The following is a 25,527-nucleotide window of genomic DNA, read 5'->3' on the forward strand; positions in this document are numbered from 1 at the left end:
TCAATGTTACTATTATATAACAAGCAGGGAAAAAAGGAAATAACCAATCACGAATGTTTCGCATCCTCTATGAGCCAGGGCCAGTATTTTTCCGGCATGAAGCTGCGCCGTACCGTATCATTGCGCCGCTCTTTTATGGAAATGGTTTGATAATACGTCTGCCAGAGCTGGTTGAACCCTTGTTCGTCCCGGGAAAGGGACAGTTCCTGCATCGTCTGCGGGATTTCAATCAGGGACAGACAGTGTGATTCATACAAGACGCCCATATGCCGTCGTACGTCATGGATAACCCACCGTTCCTCAGGAAAGCGGGATACAAAATGCGGTGCCATGAGGGGCACGACGGCACAGGAAGGAGCCAGGCGGGCATAGAGCATGCCGTCTGACAGTTCCCGGAACCGGAGCAGTCCCAGCAGTTTATGACGCTCATTGCCCGTCTTGCGGGCCATCTGCCGTACAGTCCAGATGGGTTCATCGCTCAGATGATGGAGAAATTTGTTTTTATAGCGGAAGGCCAGACGCAGGTATAAGAGAAGTGGATCTTCCCTGTCAGGGAGTTCTGCCATAAACGCATAGTACAGGAAATGACAGGCCCGGCCGCCGCACTGCTGCCGGAGTGCTTCCAGGATCCGCCGGGCCTTGCCGGGATCGGTGCATACAGACCGCGGTTCGTCAAATAACGATAAAGATCCTTCCGTGCGGATACTCTCTGCTTTTTCTATTCCATCATGCCAGGCGTCAAATACGGCCGATAAAAATCCGAAAAACGTGCCGTCGTATTCGTAATTCATGTATTGCCTCCCGAAAATAAATCGACTTCCTCGTAGGGAGAACTCCCGGCCTCCTGCAACAGCCGCTGCCGGATTGCCGCCTGACTTGTCCGGCCGCCGTAGTACCGGCCCCGGCAGGTAATGAAATACTTTGCCCGTTTGAGGACAATTCCCAGGCGGCGCAGGCTGTCATAGGAAAGCCAGGCCTGCCGCCGGGCAGCACAGATGCGCCGCGCCGACTGCACGCCGATGCCGGGTACACGGAGCAGCATGTGATAGGAAGCGCGGTTGATCTCCACGGGGAATACGTCGGGATGGCGCAGGGCCCAGCAGGCTTTGGGATCGAGATGAAGATCAAAATCAGGCATATCGTCGCTCAATATTTCATCAGCCGTAAACTGATAAAAACGCAGCAGCCAGTCTGCCTGATACAGGCGGTGTTCCCGCAGAAGCGGCGGCTTCACCAGTTCGGGCAGCCCCGGCCCATGAAGCATGGGCACGTAGGCCGAGTAATAGACCCGTTTCAGCCGCACATGATGATACAAAGATTCACTGAGCCGTAAAATAGTACGGTCGCTGTCCGGTGTCGCTCCGATAATGAGCTGTGTCGTCTGCCCGGCCGGGACAAACGACGGTACTTTACGGCTCTTTTTCCGTTCTTCCTGCCGTTCCATAATGCCCGTATGGACCGTACGCATGGGAAGGAGAATACTCTGCTTCGTCTTTTGCGGTGCCAGGAGCCGCAGCCCTGCCGATGACGGCAGTTCGATATTGACGCTGAGCCGGTCCACATACTGCCCCAGTTCCCGGATAAGGCTTTCATCGGTACCCGGTATACCCTTCATATGAATATATCCGTTGAAATGATATACCTCCCGGAGCAGCCGTGCCGTACGGATCAGGAGCTCTGTCGTCGTATCAGGACTGCCGTATACCCCGGAGCTCAGAAACAGTCCTTCTATATAATTGCGCCGGTAAAACTGTATCGTAATGTCTGCGATTTCCTCCGGAGCAAGGATAGCCCGCTTCGTCTCGCGGCTGCAGCGGTTGACACAATAGGCACAGTCATAGATGCAATAATTCGTCATGAGGATTTTCAGCAGGGATACACACCGGCCGTCACTGGACCAGGTATGACAGATGCCGGCACAGGCGGCATTACCGATACCACCTTTCTGATTAGCTCTGCGGCTGCCGCTGGACGAGCAGGAAACGTCATATTTTGCTGCATCACTCAGAATGTGTAATTTTTCCTGTATCCTGTCCCAGTCCATACAGATTCCCCCTTTTCTTCCCCTATCATAGCACATCCGCCGCGGTCTTTCAAACATACGTTCTTCCCGGCAGATAAAAAAAGAGGCTGTCTGTTGAGACACCCTCTCTGCCGGTTCTATTACATGTGCAGGCCTTCCCGCAGTTTTTCGAAAATCTTTTGTTCATCTTCTGTCAGGTCCCGGCCCAGGTCAATCTTCAGTTCCTCGCCATTGCTGCGGGCTTTTTCCTGTTCATGGGGATCACCGCTTTTGGCTGTATTATCGCGAATAATCATAGAACTCACCTCCTGTGCTTTTTCTATTATATCACATATTTTTCCTGTACACCTATGAAAAAAACGGGCCTGTCCTGAGACAGTCCCGTTTTCATGTTGTCTGTTAAATCATTGTTTTCGGATCCGGATATTCGTTGATGCTTTCGACGAGCTTGTCTGCCAGATCATCGAGTTCGCATTCCTGATCATCCTTCATGGACGATTTGATATCCATAGCCGGTTCCAGCAGTTCGCAGCATTTGAACTGGTTTTCCACATAATCCACCATCGTCTTATAAGCAGCCGATGCCCAGCTGTGGCAGGCAATGACGCCTATGGTACGCTTCTGGAACATGAGTGTCTTCAGGTCATGGAGGAAATTTTCCATAGGCAGGAACAGATTGAGGTTATATGTCGGTGCAGCCAGTACGAGATGGCTGTATTCCCAGGCTTTCGCCGTAATGTATGAAGAATGGATCTTCGCGACATCGTAGAGGCGTACATCCTGGATTCCCCGCTGGCTCAGCTTATGGGCCAGTGCGCAGGCGACCCGTTCCGTATTGCCGTAAATGGACGAAAAAGCAATGACGACGCCTTTCTTTTCCGGTACATATTTTGCCCAGTGGAGATATTTTTCAATAATGTATTTAATGGTAGCCGGCGTACGGAATACGACACCGTGGAGCGGGCAGATAAAATCGATAGGGAGCCCCGATGCCTTTTTGAGGACATTGACGACCTGGGGGCCAAATTTGCCGACTATATTCACATAATACCGGCGGGCGGAATCGAGATAATTTTCTTCAAAATCAACCTGATCAGCATACACATTGCCAAGAGTACCAAACATGCCAAAGGCATCGGCACTGAACAGGACATGATCGGTCAGGTCATAGCTCATGATGACTTCCGGCCAGTGAACCATCGGAGCTTTGACGAACTGCAGGGTATGTTTGCCGAGAGCCAGCTGATCGCCTTCCTTGACAGCCACATAACGGTCCGGCATGGGTGTGCGGAAAAATTGTTCAAACAGTTTGAACGTCTGGGGCTGGCCGACAATTTTGGCATCAGGATATTTTTCCAGCAGTGCTACTGCCGAGCTGGCATGATCCGGTTCCATGTGCTGCAGGACAAAATAATCGAGTTTGCGGCCATGAAGCAGATATTCAACATCTTCCAGGAATTCATCACGGCAGCCTTTGTCCATGGCATCGATGACGCAGGTCTTTTCGTCATCAATGAAATAGGAGTTGTACGTAACTCCTTCCGGAATCGGGAAAATCCGTTCAAATAATTCGGTCCGGAAATCATTGCATCCCATCCAATAGATGCCATTTTTGATTTCTTCTGTAATCTGCATAACTATAGTTACCTCCTTTAAAATATAAAGAGTATTTCCATCTACCTGTATCATATCATGTTTACAGGCAGGAATAAATATCAATACGGAAAATCTATCAACTTACCTGTCGGATTTGGCTTTTTCTGCCGGTTTGCTCTTGTTATTGTCAGCCGTACGGTCTGTTTTGGCCGAAGCACTGTCTCCCCGGACGGTATCGGCTTCACGGCTGTCCGGTTCGGCCGTCTGGGTCGTCGTATCGGATGTAATGGCATCGGCCCGCCGCTGTTCATCCGAAACGGCGGAACGGACTTCTTCCTGACTGGACGATGCCTGTTCGCTGGCCAGGGATTGCGCTTCTTCAATCAGGTGCAGCAGTTCATCCCGGTCTGCCTGGGACAGGCCTTTGCTGCTGTCGAGCAGTTCCTGTACCTGCGATGCGACGCTGGCGGCTTCCGAACGGGCCCCACTGCGGCTGATGCGCCCGGACTGGTAATTCCGGTTCAGATCGCGGAGAGCGCTGGAAAGTTCCAGTGTCTTGCTGCGGATTTTACTCATAGACAGTTCATCACTGCGCTGTTTCTTGGCGTCGGCGTCATGAAGTTTCTTATCTTCTTCCCTGTTTTCCAGCAGTTCTTCCTGCTTCTGCTGGGACACTTTCGCCAGGGCATCGGCCGTAATATGTGTACCCGTATAATATTCATACCCCATATACCCGAATATAATCAGGGGAAGCATCAGGGCCAGGATTTCAATACGGCGCATGTGGGCAGCCCGTTTCCAGCTGATGGTATTCCGGCGGCGCATTTCCATGATAATAACAAAAAGCAGAATAGCTGCAATCGCAAAGAGTGCAACATAAATAGCCAGTTTATGCCATACCGTCGCCTGGAGGCTGATTTTCGCCGGTGAAGAATTATTCAGGCTCCACATATAGGTACTACCCTGGTCATCGGCTTTGGACGCGTTGCTTTTCACGTTGGTCCCCGATGGGAAAGAAACGATATACTCCAGATCTGCCCCATTTTCTTCAATGGGCATGCCCAGGCGCAATTCCTTGATACTATCGGCTGTAAAATCGTAATCAATATAATAGGTCGAACAAAACAGTCCATCATGGGTCTTATGGATAATGCGGTCTACGGAGCTGCGGTTGGCACCGTCTTTGGTAATGGTCTTCATGGCCCGGAATCCTTTGCCATTGTCATTGTCATAATCCATAATCGTGTAATTGCGTTTCTGAAATTCATCGGCATCGGCCCGGAGCTTCTTCTGCCCCGCCGCCGACTCTGAAACTTTCAGCACATCCTGCGTTTCACTGCCATCATCGTGGATGATCGTCTGGGCCCGGAAGCCGGAGAGCAGACAGAAGGCAGCTATGAGCAGTACGGTTAATCCCAGTTTTAGATAGGTTTTCATAAAGCCCTCTCTTTCTATGTGCATTACTCTTCCTTGGGAGGTACCATCCCGGATTCTATGATACGGGACCGGCCGGAAGTCCGGCTTCCTCCGTCACCCTGCCGGGCTGACCGGGCTGCCTCCATGGCCGCGCCATTGCTGGATGCTTCCAGCGGAATCCCATTGACATAAATGCCTTCAATCACACCCAGTCCCTTTTTCATGCGTATGCTGGCTATGACGCTGTCGCCAGATGTGATGTCATAGATGCCGTCCGCCTTATCAGGGGCTATGCGATAGCGGTTGAAACCAACCTGGAACTGTACATTGCCATCATGATAGGAAACGACTCTGGCTTCCATATAATCGCCTCCGATGAGCGGTTTGGAAGCAGACGCGCCTTTGATTTCCATCATGCCTTTGTCATCGCGGGCAATATGCACATATATGGTCTGATGTTCTTCCGGTTCCGCTACGTCCATCCAGGGAGCCGTATCCTGGGGAAAGACGACGCGGATATAGTCCGTCCCGAAGCTGGATACCTCCAGCCGGGGTACACACTGCCACTGATAAGGAATGCCATCGACAGTAATATTGTGCCAGCGCCAGCCAATATACCCCAGTACAGCCAGCTGGATAAGGGAAACCAAGATGAGGACGAACCATTTCACCCGGCTGTCAGAAGAAAGAGTCATATCTGGTAATTTCATTTCCTATCGCCTCCTTCTGATGACCAGGGAGAATGAGTAAAGTGTTTTTCTCTTTCCGGTCTGGGAGCTGCATTGCCCCACGGCGAGCCGTGAGGCCGTGCCGGTGCAGCAGGTGTCTGTGTTTTTTCTCTTGCCGGCGCTGCCTGGGGCAGGGGAATATCATCGGGATTATGAAATACGGGCGGCGTAAACCGGGATAATTCCGGTTCCCGCGGTTTTACCGTATCAGCTGGCGGAGCCGGTGATTTCTGTTCTTCTTTCAGTTCCGGCATGTGAATAGCTTTCATCCATTCCGGCATATCTTCCCCGGCATCGGCCGTACCTGCCGTATCAGGCGTATCTGCTGTCTCTTCAGCCGGAACAGCGGGATCTTCAGTCACTCTGACCGGAGTCTGCTGTTTCTTACGGCGGCTGCGGGTTTTGCGGTTTGCACGTACCGTCGTTACATTATGGCGCAAGTCCGTCCGGTGCCGTGCCCGTTCGGCCGCATCACGACGGCTGTCCGATGTACGGCGTATCTGTACCAGAACCAGTGCCAGGATGACAATGGCCACGACCGGTACCAGCGGGGAAACGCTGCCGCCCCAGAAGAAAGCCGCCACCAGACACAACAGTACACAGACTCCAAATTTCGTATGCTTCGTATGACCGCTCTGGATTCCCTGCACCATTTCATAAAATCCGATGAAGATCAGGTAGATAGAAGAAACGATGAGCGGCACAGAGGAATAAAGGCCGCTGCGTACCAGCATGGTTTCCGCCGCAATGATGACCGGAATTCCGGCATACAAAACAGGACCCCAGAAGCGTTTTTTGACACCTTTCAGCAGCAAAGCCATAATAGATAAGAATAAGATAACCGTAACGGTAATGGTCGTCCAGTGAAATCCCTGGATACGGGCAATACCGTACCACGATGCCGGCAGCGATGAAATGAGCAGAGAGCCGGCAGCCGCCCCGCGGCCAAACCAACGGAACGGGACGCCCCAGGCTTTACGGATATCGATGGAATATCCCGTCAGCATGATAGCTGCCGCCAGGGTAGCCAGCAGGAGGAACGGGATATATTCCGCATCAAGGGCAGCCAGCCCGAATGCCGCAAATACCGTAATCGTAAGAGTCCAGGAATACACGGACAGGCGGATTTCATCGTTATGGCTCTGCAGAAGGCCATAAAACGGCACCAGCAGGACGAGCAGGATCCACATAAAGGCGGCTCCGCCGGGCGCATTGACCGGGCCACCGCTGGCAGCCCAGAATAGTACCCCCAGAGCATAGAGTATCACTGCCCCGGCGGACCGGAGCAGATAGATAACCGGCAGAGACAGCAGAGCCCACCCGGCAAGATACGACGATGTATCCCAGCCCACGTAGTAGGTCTGCAGGGCTATGGCCAGGGCAACACCCAGTATCAGGATATGGGTGACAGCAATGGCTTCACCGGCCCACGTCCCCTGCTGGCTGCGGAGCATCCCGGCGCCGACGGCGATTTGTGAAAAAAGTAACAGTCCTGCCGCCAGTCCGATACGAAAAGCAAATCCAGTCTGATACCAGAAGCCGGACAGCCCCCATATCAGTGCCATGCCGGCAATAGCAAGGCCCAGTGCCATCACAATAATCAGCAGCGGCAGGGGAATCCCCCCGGTCTTCATTTCCAATATATGACGTATCTGGACAGCTCCTTCATGGGAAACCCATCCTTTCGATTCCCATTCCCGGATCTGCTGTTCCAGCCATTTCATTTCTATGTGTTCCATTTGTATGTGCCTCCCAGGCAGAGTACGTATCTATCATAAGCGCATCATCCGCTTATTATCTATAACAGTATATCACAAAAAATACGAATTCCCTATAAAAAAAGAGACTCTGTTCACATTTTACAGAACAAAGTCTCTTCTTCCGCTTTTTACCAGGCCACCGGTACAAGAAATCGTCCGGACCTTTTCTCTGCGTAGCAGCACCGCGTCCGGCGTTTATTTGACAATCAGGACAGGGCATCCGGAATGAGTTACGACATAACTGCTGACCGATCCCATAAACAGCCCTTTCAACGGTCCCAGTCCACGGCTTCCCATGACAATCAGATCGGCTTTATACTTTTTGGCAACCGATAAGACAGCCGGTCCGGGCGAACCGACTTCAAAGACCGTTTTCACTTCAATGCCTTCAGGCACTTCCTTGGCAAAATCGTCAAGGACCCCCTTGCCCTCTTCTTCCATATCAAGGGCCACCTGTTCCGTCACATAGCCGCTGGCATTGGGAATCTGGTCAAAATTAGAAATTACGGATACGATATTGGCCACGTACACCAACGTAATGGACGCACCCAAAGAAGAAGCAAGAACTACAGCGTGTTCTAATGCGCGTTTGGAGTTCACAGAACCATCGGTTGGGACAATGATATTTTTGTAAGCTTTCATATAGATCCCTCCTCGTCTCACCATCGTACTGACCTTTCTTATTATATGTATTCGCTATTATCTATCAAATTCCTGCAAAAACCAGCGAAAATTTTAAAAAAAATCTGTATTCTTCCCGGACGCTCTCTTTTATACCATTATATATTTTTATTTCCAGGTATAGTCTGGGATGTACACTTTTCATAGCTATTTATGCATAGCCACGAGACATTGATTTATGCTATAATAGAATTATGTTTATTAAAAATTTTAATAAGAAAGGTGATCTACATGAACAAACTGTGCAGGATACTGTCTGGCTCACTGGCTCTGCTCACACTCAGCGCACCACCGGTATTCGCTAACGAGGCAGCTCATGAATTAGTCAATACTTCGCTGCCTGTTTGGAGCATCATCCCCTTCGTCGGCATGCTCCTGTCTATTGCTATCATCCCTCTTTTCAAGGGTGAATGGTGGGAAAAGAATATGAAGTGGGTGTCCCTCGGCTGGTCGCTCATATTCCTCATCCCCTTCTCCGCAGCCTATGGTGCCGGTGAAGGCGCATTCCGCCTCCTCGAATCGGTACTGCTGGACTACATCCCATTCATCGTTCTCCTCTATGGCCTTTTCGTCGCCGCTGGCGGCATCGTCATCAGAGGCACCCTGGCCGGCACGACCAAGATCAATGCCCTGCTACTGTTTATCGGCACAGTCCTTGCCAGCTGGATTGGTACGACCGGTGCTGCTATGCTGATGATCCGTCCTCTCATCCGGGCCAATGCATGGCGCCAGAAGAAAGTCCACATGATGGTCTTCTTCATTTTCCTCGTCGCCAATATGGGCGGCTGTCTCACACCGCTCGGCGATCCGCCGCTGTTCATGGGCTTCCAGCGTGGCGTTCCCTTTACCTGGACGTTCCACCTGCTACCCATCCTGGCGTTTAACATGATTCTTCTTTTCACGGTATTCTGCCTCATCGACCATCATTATTACAAAAAGGAAATCGCTGCCGGCCGGTCCCCTATGGACATGCAGAAAGATGGTCATAAAGAACCGATCAGCATCGAAGGGGCCCATAACCTGATTTTCATCGCCATGATTATCGTCGGCGTACTGGCCAACGGCCTGCTTCCCGAACTGATCCCGGCCTTTGCCCACGGCGCCGGTATCCATATTTACGATGAAATCGTATTCCCCTATGCAACGCTGGCAGAAGTCATCATTATCCTCATTGCGGCATTCCTGTCCCTGAAAACGACGAAAGAACATACCCGCGAACTCAACGAATTCACCAACGGCCCCATCATCGAAGTCGCCGTATTATTCATCGGTATCTTCATCACCATGATTCCGGCCCTCATGCTGCTCAAGACCCACGGTGCCGAACTGGGTATCAACCAGCCCTGGCAGATGTTCTGGGCTACAGGCTTCCTCTCGTCGTTCCTGGATAACACTCCGACGTACCTCGTCTTCCTGCAGACAGCCGGTGCTCTCGGTGCTGCAACGGGTATCCAGACGTCGGTCGGTACGGTCAGCCAGATCATGCTGGAAGCTATCTCGGCCGGTGCCGTATTCATGGGTGCCAATACGTATATCGGGAATGCTCCGAACTTCATGGTCAAGGCAATCGCCGAAGAAAACAACATCAAGATGCCCAGCTTCTTTGGCTACATGGCCTGGTCCAACTCCATCCTGATCCCCGTATTTATCATCGACACATTCGTATTCTTCCTGCTTTTCATTTAAGAATACAGCCAGTACAAAACGGCCTGCTGCATTATGGTATCTACCATGACGCAGCAGGCTATTTGTATATCTTACGCCGGGTAACCGGAACGGACGGGCAGCCTCCTTCAGATTCCGGGCATAAAAAAAGAACTGTCACAATCGCAACAGTTCCTCTCTGGTGATCCACCCGAGATTCGAACTCGGGACACCCTGATTAAAAGTCAGGTGCTCTGCCAACTGAGCTAGTGGATCATGGCTGGCAGGGGCAGCTGGATTCGAACCAGCGCATAGCGGAGTCAAAGTCCGGTGCCTTACCACTTGGCTATACCCCTATGGGGCGAGTATAGGGATTCGAACCCTAGCGTAACGGAGCCACAATCCGCCGTGTTAACCGCTTCACCATACCCGCCATATTTTGTAGTGCTACCGGCGTATTCAGTATTGAGTGCCGATAACGTAGATAATTTTATCATTTCCCTGACGTTCTGTCAATACATTTTTTACATTTTTTTGTATTTTCTCTGTGCACATGGCAAATTTATCAGCTAATAATTATTTATTAGGAATCTTTTTTCAAAAATTTTACGATATTTCATTTGAACGCTTCCTCTTTTTTTATAATATGGTAAAATATAATGTAGACTCTATCTATATAAATTTCCAGATATAGTTACTACAGACTAATTGTGTGAGGTTTATCTATGAAAAATTTATTACATATCGGCATCGATATTGGTTCTACAACCGTAAAAATTGCCGTACTCGATGAATTGAAGCACTGCCTCCACGCCTGCTACGTCCGCCATTATACGGATATCCGGCAAAAAGTCTGGGACCTGCTTGAAAACGCTTATGAAATTTTTGGCGACCGGCAGATCACCATGGCCATTACCGGTTCAGGCGGTATTGCCCTGGCAGACTATCTTGGCATTACCTTTATCCAGGAAGTCATCGCCGGCACAAAAGCCGTCCGCACGTATCATCCCCAGTCAGACGTCATCATCGAACTGGGCGGGGAAGATGCCAAAATCACATATCTTACTGGCGGTAACGAACACCGCATGAATGGCAACTGCGCCGGCGGAACAGGTGCTTTCATCGACCAGATGGCAACGCTCCTGCACACCGATGCCAGCGGCCTCAACGCGCTGGCGGAAAAGTCAGATACGCTGTATCCTATTGCAGCCCGCTGCGGTGTATTCGCCAAAACAGACGTACAGGCCCTCCTGAATGACGGGGCCAGCAAAGAAAATGTAGCGGCTTCCGTGTTCCAATCCATCGTCCTGCAGACCATCACCGGTCTTGCCTGCGGCCGTCCCATCCGCGGAACGGTCTGCTTCCTGGGCGGGCCTCTTACCTTCCTGCCCCAGCTTCGCAAGCAGTTTGCCCGGACACTGCACCTGCGCGATGATCAGGTCGTCGCGCCGGAAAATGCCCAGGTGTACGTCGCTATCGGGGCTGCTCTTGGCAGTTTCAAGGAAAAGCCCCTTTCGTTCATGCATCTCATGCGGCAGCTGAAAAACATCGATGAATCATCGTTGGCACAATCGGACCGGGTCGAACCGCTCTTTGCTTCCCAGGAAGAATTCGACGAATTCAACCACCGCCATAGCGAGCATACCGTCCCCAGGGCAGACCTGTCTGCATACCGTGGGCCCTGCTATCTCGGTCTCGATGCCGGGAGTACGACTATCAAGGCAGTCCTTCTGAGTGAAGACAACAAAATTCTCTACTCCCATTATCAGAACAACGAAGGCAGTCCCCTGAAGGCGGCCCAGAAAATCGTTGCAGAAATCTACCGGCTCCTGCCGGACGGCGCCTTCATTGCCAAATCAGGCATTACAGGATATGGCGAATTCCTGTTGAAGGAAGCCCTCCATATCGACCTGGGCGAAGTCGAAACCATAGCCCATTATAAAGCAGCCGCCCATTTCTGCCCCGACGTCGATTTCATCCTCGATATCGGCGGACAGGACATGAAGTGCAGCCGCCTCAAAGACGGTCACATCGAAGATATCCTGCTCAATGAAGCCTGCTCATCGGGCTGCGGCTCCTTCCTCGATACCTTTGCCAAATCGCTGAATCTGTCCATCGAAGAATTTGCCAAAGCGGCACTCTTTGCTAAAAGCCCGATTGATCTGGGTTCCCGCTGCACGGTCTTCATGAATTCCAAAGTCAAACAGGCCCAGAAGGAAGGGGCGACCCTCGCTGATATCTCAGCAGGCCTCTCCTACTCGGTCATCAAGAACGCCCTGTATAAGGTCATCAAAGTAAAAGATCCAGCCAAACTGGGCAGACACATCGTAGTCCAGGGCGGTACGTTCTATAATGACGCCGTACTGCGCGCGTTCGAAAAACTGCTGGGCCGTCACGTCATCCGTCCGGCCATTGCCGGCCTCATGGGCGCCTTCGGCATGGGCCTGATCTGCAAAGATGCCTATCACGAGGATCATGCACCATCAGCCCTGCTCAGCCGGGAAGCCCTCGATGGCCTCAAAGTGACGACATCGATCCGCCATTGCGGATTGTGCACCAATAATTGTCTTCTCACGGTCAATACCTTCAATGACGGCCGGTCTTTCATTACAGGGAACCGCTGTGAACGGGGTGCCGCCGGATCATCGGCTAAAAAGCGCAAGCCTCTGCCGAATATGTACAAAGTGAAGTACAATCGCCTGTTCAATCATTATAAGCCGCTGGAAGCGGAAAAGGCTCCCCGCGGTACCGTAGGCATTCCCCGCGTGCTCAATATGTACGAAGATTATCCCTTCTGGTTCACTTTCTTTACCCATCTGGGATACCGCGTCGTCCTGTCCGATCCGTCTTCCAAAAAGCTCTTTGAAAAGGCCATGGAAACGATTCCGTCCGATTCGGCATGCTATCCGGCCAAGCTCGTTCACGGCCATATCGAAAACCTGCTGGAAAAAGGCGTCGATCGCATCTTTTACCCCTGCATCCAGAACGGACCCAAAGAAGGCAGTAAAGACAATACATTCAACTGCCCCATGGTCATGAGCTACCCGGAAGTCATCCGCAATAACATGGCCGAACGGCTGAGCGATACCAATACGCGGTATCTCTGCCCCTTCCTGCCACTCCACGACCCGAAGCGCATCGTCCCGCGCCTGCAGGATGAACTCCGCGTCTGGGGGCTGGAAAAAGGAGAAATCAAAGAAGCCTGCGCTGCGGCCTGGAAGGAAGAAGAAGCCTACAAGCAGCAGTATTATGCCATGACCAAAGCTACGCTGGACATGCTCGCCAAAAAAGGCGAACGGGCTATCGTCCTCTGCGGCCGTCCCTATCACGTCGATCCGGAAATCAATCACGGCATCCCCGAACTTATCAACAGCCTGGGCCTCGCCGTCCTGACCGAAGACGGCGTAGCTCCTCTGGGCCAGTTCCCGGGACACCTGCGCGTCGTAGACCAGTGGTCCTATCATTCCCGCCTCTACCGGGCAGCTCAATATATCGAACAACATGCCAACCTGGAACTGGTAGAACTGAATTCCTTCGGCTGCGGCCTCGATGCCATCGTCGCCGACCAGGTACAGGAAATCCTGGCCCATGGTCACAAGATCCATACGCTGCTGAAAATCGATGAGGGATCCAATCTGGGCGCTATCCGCATCCGTCTCCGGTCCCTCCTGTTCGTCATGAATCACCGCAAACCCGTTTCGGACAAACCGGAACCGTATACCTATGAAAAGGCCATCTTTACCAAAGAAGACAAGGAAAAGGATGTCATCCTCGCACCGTCTATGACGCCGATTCATTTCCCCTTATTCAAACCGGCCTTTGACTATGAAGGATACCGGGTAGAAATGATTCATCACCAGGGACAGAAGGCAATCGACACCGGTCTGGCTTATATCCATAACGATGCCTGCTATCCGGCCATCATGTCCCTTGGCCAGATTATTACGGCGCTCAAATCAGGCAAATACGACCTGAAACATACGTCTGTCATGATATCCCAGACCGGGGGCTGCTGCCGTGCCACCAACTACATAGGCATGATACGCAAGGCACTAGCCGATGCCAATCTCGGTGACGTCCCCATCCTGTCCCTCAATCTCAAAGGGCTGAACAAACAACCGGGCTTCCAGCCCCATATCGGATTCTGGCACCGCCTGGTCATGGGCATGATTTACGGTGATACCCTGCAGCAGGTCCTGTACCGGACCCGCCCTTATGAAAAGGTAAAGGGCACGGCGGAAGCACTGTTCAAGAAGTGGCAGGATAAATGCATGGCCGACCTGAAGAAGGCCGACCGTTCCACCTTCGTGAAGAACATCCGCGCCATGGTCCAGGAATTCGATAACATCGATATGAGTGACGAAAAGAAACCCCGTATCGGCCTTGTCGGTGAAATTTACGTCAAGTTCCATCCTATCGCCAACAATCATATCGTGCGCATGATCGAAGAAGAAGGCGGTGAAATCATCGTCTCCGGACTGGCTGATTTCTTCTTCTACGGTCTCCTCGATGACCAGTTCCGCTACAGCCATCTCTCCGGCAGCTGGTGGAACAACTTCAAGAGCAAATCCTTTGTAAAGCTGCTGGAATGGTACCGCAAGCCCTACAGAGAAGCTGTAGCCCGGAGCCGCCATTTTGACCCCATTACGTCGATTTATGACATTGCCGAAGACGCAAAGAAATTCCTGTCTCTCGGCCATGAAGCCGGCGAAGGCTGGTTCCTGACCGGTGATATGATCGATCTGATCAAACGGGGAGCCAAAGATATCGTCTGCCTCCAGCCCTGGGCCTGCCTGCCCAACCACGTGACCGGCAAGGGCATGATCAAGACGCTGAAAGCGGCATTCCCGGAAACGAATATAGTCGCCATCGACTACGATCCCAGTGCCAGCTCGGTCAATCAGACCAACCGCCTGAAGCTGATGCTCACTACGACATTTGAAAACATCCGCGAACCGGTTGATCCCAAAGAAAAACCGACCCTTCCTTTTCTCAACGGGGTCCGTCTGAATGAAGCCATAAAAGAATAGAGCAAAGAGACTGTCTGTACGGGCAGTCTCTTTTTTTCAGGGCCGGGTTTTATCCACCTTTCATCGTATATTTATCAGTTTTTTGTTGCTCATTTACGGCAATCAATTTATAATAAAGTATGTGTTTTATATTCATTATGTTTGTATTGAAAGGAGACATACTATGCAAACGGAAACTGGTTTTCTGGACCGGATATTCCACCTGTCGGCCAATGGCACGACAGCCCGGACAGAAATGCTGGCCGGTATCACGACCTTTATGACCATGGCTTATATCCTGGCCGTCAATCCGGCAATTTTAAGTGTCACCGGCATGGATAAAGGGGCCGTCCTCACGGCAACTGCTCTGGCCTCCTGTCTGGGTACAGTCTTTATGGCAGCCTTTGCCAATTACCCCTTCGCGCTGGCTCCCGGCATGGGCCTCAATGCCTTTTTTGCCTTTACGGTTGTCCTCCAGATGGGCTATTCCTGGCAAATGGCACTGGCCGCTGTCTTTATTGAAGGCATTATTTTCATCATCTTATCCCTTACGAACGTCCGCGAAGCCATCTTCAATGCCATTCCTATGACGCTGAAAAAAGCCGTCTCCGCCGGCATCGGCCTGTTCATCGCCCTTATCGGGCTTTTGAACGCCCAGATCATCGTCGCCAATCCGGCTACCAAGATTTCTCTTTTTTCCTTTAAGCAGTCTATGGCAACGGGTACATTCCACACCGTCGGCATTACGGTCCTCATCGCTATGATTGGGATTCTCTTTACAGGCATCCTGATGGTCAAAAAGGTGCGCGGCAATATCCTCTGGGGCATTCTGGGCACATGGATTCTGGCCGTCATCTGCGAACTGACCGGGCTCTACGTGCCGAATCCGGAACTGAAAATGTTCAGTGTCATCCCCAACCTCTCTGCCGGTGCCGCATCGTTTGCCCCGGCCAGCCTGACGCCGATTCTGGGACAGCTCGATTTCAGCAATATATTCAGTCTCGATTTCCTGGTCGTCATGTTTGCTTTCCTCTTTGTCGATATCTTTGATACGCTGGGTACACTCATCGGGGTATCGTCCAAAGCCAATATGCTCGATGCCAATGGCAAGCTGCCCCGCATCAAAGGGGCCCTCATGGCCGATGCCTGTGCTACCACTATCGGCGCCGTCCTCGGCACGAGTACGACGACGACCTTCGTCGAAAGTGCTACCGGCGTCAGTGAAGGCGGACGTACAGGCCTGACCGCCATGACGGTTGCCGTCCTCTTCCTGCTTTCGTTGTTCCTCTCGCCGATTTTCATGGCTATCCCGGCCTTTGCAACGGCTCCGGCCCTGGTCATCGTCGGCTTCCTCATGCTCACCTCCGTAGCCGGAATTGATTTCAATGATTTTTCCGAATCCATTCCTGCCTACATTACCATCATCGCCATGCCCTTCTGTTACAGCATTTCCGAAGGCATTTCCTTCGGCGTCATTTCCTATGTCGTCGTCAACGTCCTGACAGGGGGACAAAAGAAAATCAGTCCTCTCATGTACATTCTGGCTGTTATCTTTGTACTAAAATATATCCTGCTATAAGGAAATATATTTCCCTGACAAAAAACGGCAGCAACATGGACTTTCAAAGCCATGTTGCTGCCGTTTTTTAGTTTTCTCCTATTCTTCTTCTATGCATGTCCCTGGGACTATAGTCATTCTATCCGCCGAAAGCCTGCCGCCATGCCGCTTCCCGTTCATCTGCCGGATTTTCCCGCACCGGTTTTTCATGCAGCACATCGATAGCTACACGGGCCATAGCCTTGGCCCCGACAAGAGCCTGTATTCTGGCATAGCGGCTCCCGGCAGCGGCGGCAAATTCCGGCGTATGGGCCGATATATCGTAGCCGATACAGAGACTGGGCTGGCTGACCCGGGTGATATAGCTCACGTTACCTACATCTGTAGAGCCTTCGGCAAAGTCGTCGTCTTTAATATCAAATTCTTCCCCGAGCTCACTGAAAGCATCGGCAAAATCGACATCGAGGCGGGGATCATTGACCATATCCATGAGCAGCGGTTCATAGTGACGCATAGTGAGCTTCGTTCCATGAGCATCGGAAACACGCTGTGCCAAAGCCTTGATCTGAGGCAGCATGGTCTGTTCCAGATACTCCGTCTTCAAGGCCCGGATAGTCGCCCGCATCACCGCCCGGTCAGGAATAATATTGGGCGCCGTACCGCCTTCGGTAATGATAGCCCCGATGATATGGCGTTCCGTAAATGTCTGTTCCAGTTGTTTCAGCTGGCCGTAAAAATCGACAAGGGCATCGAGTGCATTGATGCCATGATAGGCCGGGTCGGCTACATGGGCCGGCTTTCCCATAAAGGTGAATTCCAGCGGATGAGTCGCATACGACGTTCCGCCCAGGGTCGTCTTATCTTCCCCGGGATGGATGATGAGCGCCGCCGTAAGATTGTCAAATACATGATGGGCACTCATATATGCCTTGCTGGCCGCCGTTTCTTCAGCGGGACAGCCATAGACATGAATCGTCGCCTCACTGGCCGCTGCGGCCGCAAAGGCAATGGCCGCTCCCACACTCATGGCAGCAATCAGATTGTGACCGCAGCCGTGTCCGATACCGGGCAGGGCATCATATTCGGCAAGGAACCCGATATGGACGGGACCGCTGCCACAGACGGCCTCGAAAGCCGTCGGAAAAGCTTCGGGTACGCAATCGTTCACCGTAAAGCCCGCTTCTTCCAGCACACGGCGCAAATAAGCCGATGCCAGGACTTCGTGGGTCCCCAGCTCAGGATGACTGTGCAGATACTCTGCTATCCCCCAGATACACGACTCTATTTCATCAACTTTACGGTCACTGACCGCTTTCATCGTCTTTCCATCCATATCCTGTCCTTCTTTCTTTGGAACTATTCTGCTGATCCGTCCTTACCCCAGTACCAGGCTGGCAGCTTCTTTGCCGGCTATGAGATGAGCCGGCATTCCCAGGGGCAGCCAGCCGTTATGGCGGTCGTGTCCATAGGGCAGGCCCCAGATGGCCGGTTTACCCCAGCGCCGGACGTATTGTCCGATGACTTCCCGTACGGTCCATTCGCCTTCTGCCGGTTTTACAGGGTGACAGCGGGTGAATTCACCAAAGGCAAGACCGGCTATGCGGTCGATGAGTCCGGACTGTTCAAACTGGCAGAGCATGCGGTCGATGGAATAGGCTTCTTCACCGATTTCTTCCAGGAACAGAATCTGTCCCTGTCCATCCAGTTCATACGGCGTCCCTATGAGCGATGAAATGAGCATCATATTGCCGCCGGCAAGGATGCCCTGCACCTCTCCTTCGACGAGAGTTTCCAGATGGTGTCCCCGTGGCATCCGGACCGGACCGGCCATAGCGGGATTGGCGAGTCCTTCTGCAAACTGTTCATACGTATAGCGTGTCGCTTTTCCGCCGAGTCCGGTGAGCATAGCCCCGTGGATGGTCGCCAGATGGGACCGTTGGCGGAGGGCCGTGTGGAGGGCCGTAATATCGCTGAATCCGATAAACAGCTTGGGATGGCGGGCAATGTCATCGAAATCAAGGAGCGGCAGCAGCCGGGCCGCCCCATAGCCGCCACGCATGCAGAGAATCCCGTCTATGGCGGGATCTGCAAAAAATTCGTTGATATCCTGTGCCCGCACGTCGTCGGTCCCGGCCAGGTATCCCCAGCGTTCCTGCACCGAACGGCCGCACCGTGTCCGGAGGCCCAGAGAATGGAGGAAAGACAGTCCCGCCTGAAAACGTGTTTCATCGAGTGGTGCCGACGGGGCGACGATTCCCAGTGTATCGCCAGCCTGCAAGGCCCGGCCTAATGTATACTGCTGCAAACGAACCAGTCCTTTCTGACTTTTTATTTTTCAATATACGCTTCTTTCAAATCGATCAGTCCCAGAGGACTCCAATGATAGCCTTTGACATAGGGCTGTACCACAAAAGGCTGTGTCGTATAATAAATCGGTATGAGTACGCAATCGTCGAAGAGTATCTGCTCTGCCTGATGCATGTACTGCATACGCAGACCCGGATCTTTTTCTTCCTTCGCTTTACGGACCCGGTCCAGATAGGCCTCATTATGATACTGGGCGTCATTGTCTTCATCGGCGAATACATCGAGGAATGTCATGGGATCGGCATAGTCGGCTACCCACGATGCCCGGGCTACCTGATAATTTCCCTGGGTCCGGGAGGCCAGATATACTTTGGCTTCCTGATTGGTCAGTTCCGCCTGGACACCGAGGTTTTTCTTCCACATGGCCTGCACGGCTTCGGCGACAGCCTTGTGCATTTCATTGGTATTGAATAAAATGGTCACTTCCGGCTGATGGGATTCATCGTATCCCGCTTCCTTCAGGAGCTGTTGCGCTTGTTCGGCATTTTCTTCCTGAAGGTTTCCGCCCTCTTTGCGGAAATCCTGACCCGTAGCCGGATTCTTCATTCCCGGCGGCACCCAGGCATAAGCCGCTTCTTTGCGTCCCCGCACGATATGCTTCACCAGACCTTCCCGTTCCATGGCCAGAGCGAAGGCTTTGCGGACCCGGACGTCATCAAAGGGAGCTTTCTGCGTATTAAAGACATAGTAGTATGTCCCCAGATAGGGTGCCACCTGATATAATCCCAGCGATTCCAGACGCTGCTGTTCTGCCGGTGGCGGTTCTACCATCATATTGGCCTGACCGCTTTCGACAAGGGTCAGCCGCGTAGACTGGGATTCACTGATGGGAAAATCGAGATAATCCGACCGCACATGACCAGCATCCCAGTAGGCCGGATTTTTCTTTACGGTAATTTCGCTGGAATGAATCCATTTTTCCAACGTAAAGGGACCGCAGCCGACAAACCCGCCGGCGTTGGCCGCCCATGTATCGGGCTTGGCCCGGACGAGGGCTTCGGGAACGGGATAATAGCAATGAAATGATGTCAGATTGAGGAAATAGGCTGTCGGATTTTTCAGCCGTACCTGCAGTGTCCGGTCGTCAGGAGCCTTTATGCCTACATCCTCTGCCGACCCCTGTTTCTTGCTGAACGCTTCTGCCCCGTCGATGATAAACATCATGTAGGCATTGGGAGATGCCACAGCCGGATCTATGACTCTCATCCAGGAATAGACGAAATCATGGGCCGTAATGGGCGTACCGTCGCTCCAGGTGATTCCCGGCCGCAGGTGAAAGGTGTAAGTCTTTCCATCGGGTGAAATGTCCCAGCGTTCTGCCAGCGCCGGCTGAGGCTGATTATCCCTGTCCAGCCGGGTCAGTCCCTCGAACAGCTCAGCCTGTACATTGGCTTCGGCAAGGCCCGTCGTCATGGCCGGGTCAAGACTGGCCGGTTCTGCTTCCAGAGCATAACTGACCGTATCATTTTTTTCTGTGCCGCAGCCGGACAGGACCAGCATCAGCAGACACATAAGGAGTATCCATATCTTCTTCATCACAAGGCCTCCTTCCCGGCATGATGGCAGGCTGCCATCCGTCCCGCCCCCATGTCGCGCAGGACCGGCACTTCGCTGCGGCACCGTTCGTCGGCCAGGGGACAGCGGGGATGGAATACGCATCCCGCCGGGGGATCCAGAGGACTCGGGACTTCACCGGACAGGCATACCTGGCGGCGGCAGTGCGGGTCCGGGACAGGTACGGCGGCAATCAGGGCCTGTGTATAGGGATGGAGCGGCCTGTGATACACGGCATCGCCATCGCCCAGTTCGACGAGCCGCCCCAGATACATGACGCCAATGCGCCTGCTGAGATGATGGACCATGGCCAGATCATGGGCAATGAACAGATAGGCCAGATTGCGTTCTTTCTGCAGCCGCTGCAGCATATTGACGATCTGAACCTGGACAGACACATCGAGAGCCGAAATCGGTTCGTCACAGAATATGCAGTCCGGTTCCAGTGCCAGTGCCCGTGCAATGCCGACGCGCTGCCGCTGACCGCCGGAAAATTCGTGGGGATAGCGCTGTGCCGCTTCCCGGGTAAGATCCACCTCGTCGAGGAGTTGTGCTACACGCTGGCGCAGCTGGCTTGGAGACGAACAGATGCCATAGTTGCGCAGCGGTTCGCCTATGATATCTTCGACGGTCATGCGGGGATCCAGCGAGGCGTACGGGTCCTGGAATATCATCTGCACCTGGCGGTGAAATGCATCTGCCGTATCGGGGTTTTCTACATCCTTTCCCTTGAACAGGACCGTGCCCGATGTTTTTTTGTACAAGCCCAGGACCGTACGGGCAAAGGTCGATTTGCCGCAGCCCGATTCCCCGACCAGGCCGACGGTCTCCCCGGAATGAATCGTAAGGGACACGTCATGGACAGCAGTCAGTACGGTCCGGGGACGGCCGAGCCAGTCGGTGCGTACGATAAACTGTTTTGTCAGATGATGGACATCAATGAGAGCCATGGCACACCTCCCGTTCCGGACAGAGCAACCAGCAGGCCGCTGTATGTCCCGTTTCCTGTTCATACGCCGGTGGCACCGTACGGGCGCATATGCGCATGGCATGAGAACAGCGCGGGTAAAACCGGCAGCCCCTCGGCATATGGAATAAGTCCGGCGCCTGACCGGCAATGCCTGTAAGGACTTTGTCTTTGTGGGCCGGATCCGGCAGGGAAGCCAGCAGCCCTTTCGTATAGGGATGGGCGGGATGATCAAAAATATCCTCTACCCGTCCCGTTTCCACGACGACACCGGCATACATGACATAAACGCGCCGGCACATCTGGGCGATGACGCCGAGGTTGTGGGAAATGAGGACGACAGCCATCTGGTGCTTCTGTTGCAAGGTTCTCAGGAGCTGCAGTACCTGGGCTTCGGTCGTCACGTCGAGAGCCGTCGTCGGTTCGTCGGCAAAGAGGAGGCGCGGCTCACAGGAAAGAGCCATGGCGATGAGACAGCGCTGGCGCATCCCGCCTGACAGTTCGTGGGGATATTGATGCAGTCTCCGTTCCGGTGAGGTAATTCCCACCTCCTGCAATAAGGAAAGGGCCTTCTGCTCTGCTTCCTGCCGGCTCATAGCATGATAGCGAAGCCCCTCTTCTATCTGATTGCCGATGGTCAGGACCGGGTTGAGAGCCGTCATGGGGTCCTGGAATATCATGGCCATATCGCGGCCGCGGAGGCGGTTCATTTCTCCTTCGTCCAGGGAAATAATATCCCGGCCGTCCCAGGAGATGCGGCCCGACGAATAGATGGCACTGTCGCGGGGCAGCAGCTTCATGACCGCATGGGCCGTAACGGATTTCCCGCAGCCCGATTCGCCGACAATACCGACGGTTTCGCCGGCATCGACAAAAAGCGATACCTTGTGGGTCGCTTCCAGTATGCCCCGGTAGGTACGGAAGGAAATGGACAGGTTGTCTATAGAAAGAAGATGGTCGTTCATCGTCCGCCCTCCTTTTCATTTTGCGGATCCAGAGCATCGCGCAGACCGTCGCCGAGAAACATAAACCCCAGCATAGTCAGGCATAAGGCAATCGCCGGAAACAGGAGCTGGAACGGAAAGGAACGCATGCTGTTGATGCCTTCCGAGGCCAGGACGCCCCAGCTGGCCATAGGCGCCGAGACGCCGAGTCCGATGAAACTCAGGAACGCTTCCGTAAAAATCGCATCGGGAATGGACAAGGTCAGCGTCACGATGATGGGCCCCACGCAGTTGGGGATCATATGGCGGCGCAGGATCTGCCACGTAGAAGCCCCGCAGGACCGGGCCGCCATGACGTAATCCTGCTGCCTGAGGCTCAGGATCTGACCACGGACGATACGGGCCATATTGAGCCAGTAGGCAATGCCCAGGGCCAGATAAATATTGATCAGTCCCGGCTTAAAGACGACCATGAGGAGGATGACGTACAGCAGCATGGGAATCGAATAGAGGACATCGACGATGTGCATCATGATCCGGTCAGTCCTGCCGCCGGAAAGAGCGGCAAACCCGCCGTAGAGCACACCGATGAAGACATTGATCAGGCTGGCCACGAGGCCGATGGAAAGGGAAATGCGGGCCCCGTAGAGGACGCGGACAAAGAGATCCCGGCCCAGGGAATCGGTCCCGAACCAGTGTTCCGGCCCGGGCCAGGCGTTGGCCATGGAAAGGTCCTGGTCGGCGTATGAATACGGCGCAAGGAGTGGTCCGAACAGGGCCAGCAAAGTCATGACAATGACGATGCCCAGCCCCCAGAGGGCCAGTTTATTATGTTTCATCTGCTGCCATCCCCGCTCCCGCAGTTTCTGGGGCGGCACGTACAGAACTTCTTTATCCCTGTCCTGAAGGGGCGCAAAATCATCTGGCGTCATAGTCATCCCTCCTTGTGGTTCTGCAGCCGGATACGGGGATCCAGCAGCGGATAGATGAGATCGATGATAAGATTCATAAAAATAATGAGAAAGCTGTAAAATATGGTAATGCCCAGTATGACCGTATAGTCACGGTTATAGATGCTGGTCACGAAATGACGTCCCAGCCCGGGAATGGCAAAAATCGATTCGACGATGAAACTCCCCGTAAGCAGTGCCGCCGCCAGCGGACCGATATAACTGACCACCGGCAGCAGGGCGTTGCGGAGGGCATGATGCACGAGAAGGCGCCACGTACTGACGCCGCGGGACCGGGCCGTCTTGATATAATCCTGGGACAGGGCATCGAGGACACTGGACCGGGTCAGGCGCATGATGAATGCCGTAGGATGGGCGGCCAGGGCCAGCGCCGGCAGGACGGCATACGCCGGTCCCTTCCACATGGCCGCCGGCAGGACCGGCCAGGTAAAGGCAAAGAGCTGGATGAGGACGGCTGCCAGGATAAAGCTCGGCACCGAGACGCCAAGGGTCGCGCCGAGCATCAGGGCATAGTCCATCCATGTATTCTTGCGCCACGCCGCCAAAAGGCCCGCTGTCACACCGGTCCCCAGGGCCAGTACGAGACTGATCAGCCCCAGCTGGGCCGATACGGGCATGCTTTCCGCTATGATTTCATTGACCGTCTGCCCGGGGTATTTAAAAGACGGCCCCAGATCCAGTACCGCCGCGTGTTTCAGATAATCGCCATACTGCGTCAGCAGCGGGTCGTTGAGATGATACCGTTCCTCTATATTGGCAAGGACGGCCGGCGGCAGTTTCTTTTCCTCCGTAAACGGACCACCAGGAATGGCATGCATGAGCCCGAAGGTAATGGTAATGACTGCCCACAGGACAACGATGGCGCCGCATATGCGCTTGATCATATACAAAAACATGGTCCTATCCTCTTTTCTTTTCATGATGACACTGTTTCTATTATAGAAGTATAGGTATGAATTTTCAACGGATAATGTTGAAATTACAAAACTGCCGTATTATAATAGTAAGATATTAGAACTATACGCCGGAGCCGTGACGCTTCTTTCCTGCGTCATGGCTCCGGTTCTTACTTGTCTTACCATTACGTGAAAGGGGCGGTCATGTGAACTGGAAAGTCTGTCTTGCTATTCTGACGTGCAACGTCGTATTTATGTCTTCAAGCTATACCATGCTCATCCCTTTTCTGCCTATGTATCTCACCCATGAGCTGGGTGTTTCCGCTGCCTCGGTCAATATCTGGTCGGGGATTGTTTTTTCTTCCACCTTTCTGGTCAGTGCTATCATGGCTCCCATCTGGGGGAAAATGGCCGACCGCAAAGGCAAGCGGCTCATGGCTATCCGTGCCAGCCTGCTCCTGTCTGTCAGTTATTTTCTCGGAGGCATCGTCACGACGCCGCTGCAGCTGACGTTCATGCGCATGTTCCAGGGATTTGCTGCCGGCCTTTGGCCCATGGAACTGGCCATCATGACCATTTATGCACCGCCCCAGAAACTGGGTATCTGCCTGGGCATCATGCAGGGCGCCCTGACGGCAGGCGGCATCATCGGCCCGTTATTTGGCGGCGTCCTGGCAGAATTGTTTGGCATGCGCATGTCCTTCTTCCTCGCTTCAGGCGCTCTTTTCCTGAACTTTATCGTCCTCGTCTTTTTCATTAAAGAACCGGACCTCAGCCGGGTACCGGCCAGACAGGCACAGCCTGATGAAGAAGATATACCGGCAGAAACCAGGAGTCTCTGGAAAGTCCCTATCATCTTTCATATGCTGGTCTGCTCTGCCCTGGTACAGGTCGTCATCCTTATCGTCCAGCCCATCCTTACGACGTATATTTCTCAAATGGCCCAGGACATGGATAATCTGGTCTTCGTCTCAGGCCTCGTCTTTTCTCTCGGAGGATTTGCCAGCGCCATTACGGCTCCGCTCTGGGGCCGCTTCGGACAGCATCACGGCTTCTTCAGATCCATGCGCTATGCCCTGATTCTGGCCGGTGTCTTCTTCTTCCTTCAGGCCCTGCCGACGACACTCTATGGGTTTGCTGCCAGTCAGTTTGCCGTAGGCCTGTTCTTTTCCGGCATATTCCCTTCCATCAACGCCATCCTGGCAGAACACACCGACGCTCGCACCAAAGGGCGGGTCTTCGGCCTGTTATTCTCGGCCCAGCAGATTGGCGCCATGACCGGTCCTATCCTGGGCGGTGCCATCGCTACCTTCATCGGCATGAAATACGTATTCTTCGCTGCCGGCTTCATCCTGCTGGCCATCAGCTGGACTGTGCGCCGCAAACGCACCCGGTACAATCACTAAAAAACAG

General features: G+C 53.2%; 19 protein-coding genes and 3 tRNA genes. 4 read left to right on the forward strand and 18 right to left on the reverse strand.

Translation table 11 applies throughout. The annotated features are described in order from the left end of the window. Positions 1-47 precede the first annotated feature (47 nt). From DW949_RS00960 to DW949_RS00990, 8 genes are all read right to left on the reverse strand, one after another. Entirely contained in the window at positions 48-791 is a 744-nt protein-coding gene (locus DW949_RS00960) for a TIGR03915 family putative DNA repair protein (RefSeq protein WP_118021413.1), read from the reverse strand. Then, positions 788-2,044, reverse strand: a complete 1,257-nt coding sequence (locus DW949_RS00965) for a putative DNA modification/repair radical SAM protein (protein WP_118021414.1) — start codon at positions 2,042-2,044, stop codon at positions 788-790. Before DW949_RS00965 ends, DW949_RS00960 begins: the two co-directional genes overlap by 4 nt. A 119-nt stretch (positions 2,045-2,163) precedes the next feature. Next, positions 2,164-2,319 (reverse strand): hypothetical protein, encoded by a 156-nt coding sequence (locus DW949_RS13705; protein WP_199595668.1) that lies wholly within the window; start codon positions 2,317-2,319, stop codon positions 2,164-2,166. 103 nt (positions 2,320-2,422) lie between these two features. After that, positions 2,423-3,658, reverse strand: a complete 1,236-nt coding sequence (locus DW949_RS00970) for an FprA family A-type flavoprotein (RefSeq protein ID WP_118021415.1) — start codon at positions 3,656-3,658, stop codon at positions 2,423-2,425. Positions 3,659-3,760: 102 nt separating this feature from the next. Beyond that, the gene (locus DW949_RS00975; RefSeq protein WP_233539445.1) at positions 3,761-5,056 is read right to left on the reverse strand and encodes a hypothetical protein; all 1,296 of its coding nucleotides are present in this window, start codon (positions 5,054-5,056) and stop codon (positions 3,761-3,763) included. Positions 5,057-5,079: 23 nt separating this feature from the next. After that, the gene (locus DW949_RS00980; RefSeq protein ID WP_118021417.1) at positions 5,080-5,745 is read right to left on the reverse strand and encodes a hypothetical protein; all 666 of its coding nucleotides are present in this window, start codon (positions 5,743-5,745) and stop codon (positions 5,080-5,082) included. Beyond that, entirely contained in the window at positions 5,742-7,502 is a 1,761-nt protein-coding gene (locus tag DW949_RS00985) for a DUF2157 domain-containing protein (protein ID WP_118021418.1), read from the reverse strand. Before DW949_RS00985 ends, DW949_RS00980 begins: the two co-directional genes overlap by 4 nt. Positions 7,503-7,718: 216 nt before the next feature. Then, entirely contained in the window at positions 7,719-8,165 is a 447-nt protein-coding gene (locus DW949_RS00990) for a universal stress protein (RefSeq protein WP_118021419.1), read from the reverse strand. A 270-nt stretch (positions 8,166-8,435) separates the two neighbouring features. Here DW949_RS00990 and DW949_RS00995 point away from each other — a divergent pair, with 270 nt between their 5' ends. Next, positions 8,436-9,890 (forward strand): sodium:proton antiporter, encoded by a 1,455-nt coding sequence (locus DW949_RS00995; RefSeq protein ID WP_118021420.1) that lies wholly within the window; start codon positions 8,436-8,438, stop codon positions 9,888-9,890. A gap of 158 nt (positions 9,891-10,048) precedes the next feature. Here the strand turns inward: DW949_RS00995 and DW949_RS01000 are convergent. The 3 genes from DW949_RS01000 to DW949_RS01010 all read right to left on the reverse strand — a co-directional run bounded on the left by DW949_RS01000 (position 10,049) and on the right by DW949_RS01010 (position 10,281). Next, a tRNA-Lys gene (locus DW949_RS01000) sits at positions 10,049-10,124 on the reverse strand. A 5-nt stretch (positions 10,125-10,129) separates the two neighbouring features. Further along, positions 10,130-10,204: transfer RNA gene (locus DW949_RS01005), tRNA-Gln, on the reverse strand. Between the two features lies 1 nt (position 10,205). Then, positions 10,206-10,281: transfer RNA gene (locus DW949_RS01010), tRNA-His, on the reverse strand. Between the two features lie 292 nt (positions 10,282-10,573). Here DW949_RS01010 and DW949_RS01015 point away from each other — a divergent pair. Both DW949_RS01015 and DW949_RS01020 read left to right on the forward strand, forming a co-directional pair. Next, positions 10,574-14,878, forward strand: a complete 4,305-nt coding sequence (locus DW949_RS01015; protein ID WP_118021421.1) for a 2-hydroxyacyl-CoA dehydratase — start codon at positions 10,574-10,576, stop codon at positions 14,876-14,878. A 163-nt stretch (positions 14,879-15,041) separates the two neighbouring features. After that, entirely contained in the window at positions 15,042-16,436 is a 1,395-nt protein-coding gene (locus DW949_RS01020; RefSeq protein WP_118021422.1) for an NCS2 family permease, read from the forward strand. A 118-nt stretch (positions 16,437-16,554) separates the two neighbouring features. Here the strand turns inward: DW949_RS01020 and DW949_RS01025 are convergent, their stop codons facing one another. The 7 genes from DW949_RS01025 to DW949_RS01055 are packed head-to-tail and all read right to left on the reverse strand — an operon-like array spanning position 16,555 to position 24,114. Then, on the reverse strand, positions 16,555-17,748 hold the full coding sequence (locus tag DW949_RS01025) for an amidohydrolase (protein WP_118021423.1): 1,194 nt from the start codon (positions 17,746-17,748) through the stop codon (positions 16,555-16,557). 42 nt (positions 17,749-17,790) lie between these two features. Further along, the gene (locus DW949_RS01030; RefSeq protein WP_233539446.1) at positions 17,791-18,720 is read right to left on the reverse strand and encodes an LD-carboxypeptidase; all 930 of its coding nucleotides are present in this window, start codon (positions 18,718-18,720) and stop codon (positions 17,791-17,793) included. A gap of 23 nt (positions 18,721-18,743) precedes the next feature. Then, a complete protein-coding gene (locus DW949_RS01035) occupies positions 18,744-20,318 on the reverse strand; it encodes a peptide ABC transporter substrate-binding protein (protein WP_118021424.1) in 1,575 nt (524 codons plus the stop codon). Beyond that, the gene (locus DW949_RS01040) at positions 20,318-21,286 is read right to left on the reverse strand and encodes an ABC transporter ATP-binding protein (protein WP_118021425.1); all 969 of its coding nucleotides are present in this window, start codon (positions 21,284-21,286) and stop codon (positions 20,318-20,320) included. Before DW949_RS01040 ends, DW949_RS01035 begins: the two co-directional genes overlap by 1 nt. Then, positions 21,273-22,268, reverse strand: coding sequence for an ABC transporter ATP-binding protein (locus tag DW949_RS01045; RefSeq protein WP_118021426.1), 996 nt, complete (start codon positions 22,266-22,268; stop codon positions 21,273-21,275). The genes DW949_RS01040 and DW949_RS01045 overlap by 14 nt, the downstream gene beginning before the upstream one ends. Beyond that, the gene (locus DW949_RS01050) at positions 22,265-23,179 is read right to left on the reverse strand and encodes an ABC transporter permease (protein WP_118021427.1); all 915 of its coding nucleotides are present in this window, start codon (positions 23,177-23,179) and stop codon (positions 22,265-22,267) included. Before DW949_RS01050 ends, DW949_RS01045 begins: the two co-directional genes overlap by 4 nt. Before the next feature lie 2 nt (positions 23,180-23,181). Next, positions 23,182-24,114 carry an ABC transporter permease gene (locus tag DW949_RS01055; protein ID WP_118021428.1) on the reverse strand — a complete coding sequence of 311 codons (933 nt, stop codon included), beginning with the start codon at positions 24,112-24,114 and terminating at the stop codon, positions 23,182-23,184. 206 nt (positions 24,115-24,320) lie between these two features. Here DW949_RS01055 and DW949_RS01060 point away from each other — a divergent pair, with 206 nt between their 5' ends. Then, a complete protein-coding gene (locus tag DW949_RS01060; RefSeq protein ID WP_118021429.1) occupies positions 24,321-25,520 on the forward strand; it encodes an MFS transporter in 1,200 nt (399 codons plus the stop codon). Positions 25,521-25,527: the final 7 nt, after the last annotated feature.

The organism is Megasphaera sp. AM44-1BH (assembly GCF_003467125.1).
Lineage (GTDB): Bacteria > Bacillota > Negativicutes > Veillonellales > Megasphaeraceae > Megasphaera.

Bases quoted from the DNA above. Each gene is read 5' to 3' on its own strand.
- DW949_RS00960 (WP_118021413.1), bottom strand. From the start codon at position 791: ATGAATTACGAATACGACGGCACGTTTTTCGGATTTTTATCGGCCGTA.
- DW949_RS00965 (WP_118021414.1), bottom strand. From the start codon at position 2,044: ATGGACTGGGACAGGATACAGGAAAAATTACACATTCTGAGTGATGCA.
- DW949_RS13705 (WP_199595668.1), bottom strand. From the start codon at position 2,319: ATGATTATTCGCGATAATACAGCCAAAAGCGGTGATCCCCATGAACAG.
- DW949_RS00970 (WP_118021415.1), bottom strand. From the start codon at position 3,658: ATGCAGATTACAGAAGAAATCAAAAATGGCATCTATTGGATGGGATGC.
- DW949_RS00975 (WP_233539445.1), bottom strand. From the start codon at position 5,056: ATGAAAACCTATCTAAAACTGGGATTAACCGTACTGCTCATAGCTGCC.
- DW949_RS00980 (WP_118021417.1), bottom strand. From the start codon at position 5,745: ATGAAATTACCAGATATGACTCTTTCTTCTGACAGCCGGGTGAAATGG.
- DW949_RS00985 (WP_118021418.1), bottom strand. From the start codon at position 7,502: ATGGAACACATAGAAATGAAATGGCTGGAACAGCAGATCCGGGAATGG.
- DW949_RS00990 (WP_118021419.1), bottom strand. From the start codon at position 8,165: ATGAAAGCTTACAAAAATATCATTGTCCCAACCGATGGTTCTGTGAAC.
- DW949_RS00995 (WP_118021420.1), top strand. From the start codon at position 8,436: ATGAACAAACTGTGCAGGATACTGTCTGGCTCACTGGCTCTGCTCACA.
- DW949_RS01015 (WP_118021421.1), top strand. From the start codon at position 10,574: ATGAAAAATTTATTACATATCGGCATCGATATTGGTTCTACAACCGTA.
- DW949_RS01020 (WP_118021422.1), top strand. From the start codon at position 15,042: ATGCAAACGGAAACTGGTTTTCTGGACCGGATATTCCACCTGTCGGCC.
- DW949_RS01025 (WP_118021423.1), bottom strand. From the start codon at position 17,748: ATGGATGGAAAGACGATGAAAGCGGTCAGTGACCGTAAAGTTGATGAA.
- DW949_RS01035 (WP_118021424.1), bottom strand. From the start codon at position 20,318: ATGAAGAAGATATGGATACTCCTTATGTGTCTGCTGATGCTGGTCCTG.
- DW949_RS01040 (WP_118021425.1), bottom strand. From the start codon at position 21,286: ATGGCTCTCATTGATGTCCATCATCTGACAAAACAGTTTATCGTACGC.
- DW949_RS01045 (WP_118021426.1), bottom strand. From the start codon at position 22,268: ATGAACGACCATCTTCTTTCTATAGACAACCTGTCCATTTCCTTCCGT.
- DW949_RS01050 (WP_118021427.1), bottom strand. From the start codon at position 23,179: ATGACGCCAGATGATTTTGCGCCCCTTCAGGACAGGGATAAAGAAGTT.
- DW949_RS01055 (WP_118021428.1), bottom strand. From the start codon at position 24,114: ATGTTTTTGTATATGATCAAGCGCATATGCGGCGCCATCGTTGTCCTG.